The organism is Niallia yueguangensis (genome assembly GCF_052663115.1).
In genome coordinates, this window is record NZ_JBQTCX010000057.1 from 1 (window position 1) to 957 (window position 957).

Sequence of the window (957 nt, forward strand, 5' to 3'; positions counted from 1 at the left end):
CTTCTACCTCTTGAGTAATAGCCCAAATAAACCCTGCCAACTCTCTTGCAATTGCGGTGATTGCTTTACTACTTTCTTTTCCTCTGGATAATAGTCGATAATATTTTTTATGAAGCCGATTTTGAGCTTTCCAGGATATCGCTTGAATGGTTGGAGATAGACCATCTTGTCGTCTCTTTAAATCTCCTTTTACTGCTGGTTGATAACGATAACTCCAGGCAGACTCAATTAACAGACGTCGAACATGGCGATTTCCTGTTTTAGTGATTGCCCCTTGTCTCCTTCTCTCGCCACTTGAGGATTCGCTTGGAATTAATCCTATATAAGCCATCAATTTTTTTGGAGTGGGAAAACGATTAAAAGAACCGATTTCCGCCACAAGACTGGTCGCTGTAATGAGCGCAACACCTCTTAATGCTTGTAAGGCTTGAATCGTTGGTGCATGAACACCTTCCGTTGCTTGTAATTTAATTTCCTCTTCGAGTCTTAAAATACGCTGTTCTACCTCTTTTAATTGATGATAATATTCCTGAAAAACCACTCGTAAAGCTGCACTTTCAAACTTTAGTATATCTAGCCAGTCACGATACTTTCTGGTCCATTTATTCACTCCAGCTGGTTGTTTGATATTATTACGTAGTAAAAACTTTGATAAGCGATGCTTCGCTCTTAACTCATCTTCTTTTGCATCTTCACGTGCTCGAACTAAATCTCGGAGAGCTTCATCTTCTGTAGTAGGAACATAGATAGAAGTTAATTCACCTGCTCGATATAACTGAGCGAGACGGATAGAATCCCTGCGATCCGTTTTAATACGCTCACCTGGTTTTTGCGGGATTAAAGATGGAGCTATTACCTCACAATGAACACCCAAGGTACTTAATAATCTATATAATGGATATCCAGTTGGACCTGCTTCATAACAAAATCGTAAAGTGTGAGGATCTCCAAGTTTTT

1 protein-coding gene is annotated in these 957 nt (G+C 39.6%); it reads right to left on the reverse strand.

The window, feature by feature from the left end:
- On the reverse strand, positions 1-957 hold a 957-nt coding region (locus ACTYA4_RS22065; protein WP_445505876.1), incomplete at both ends, for an IS110 family RNA-guided transposase.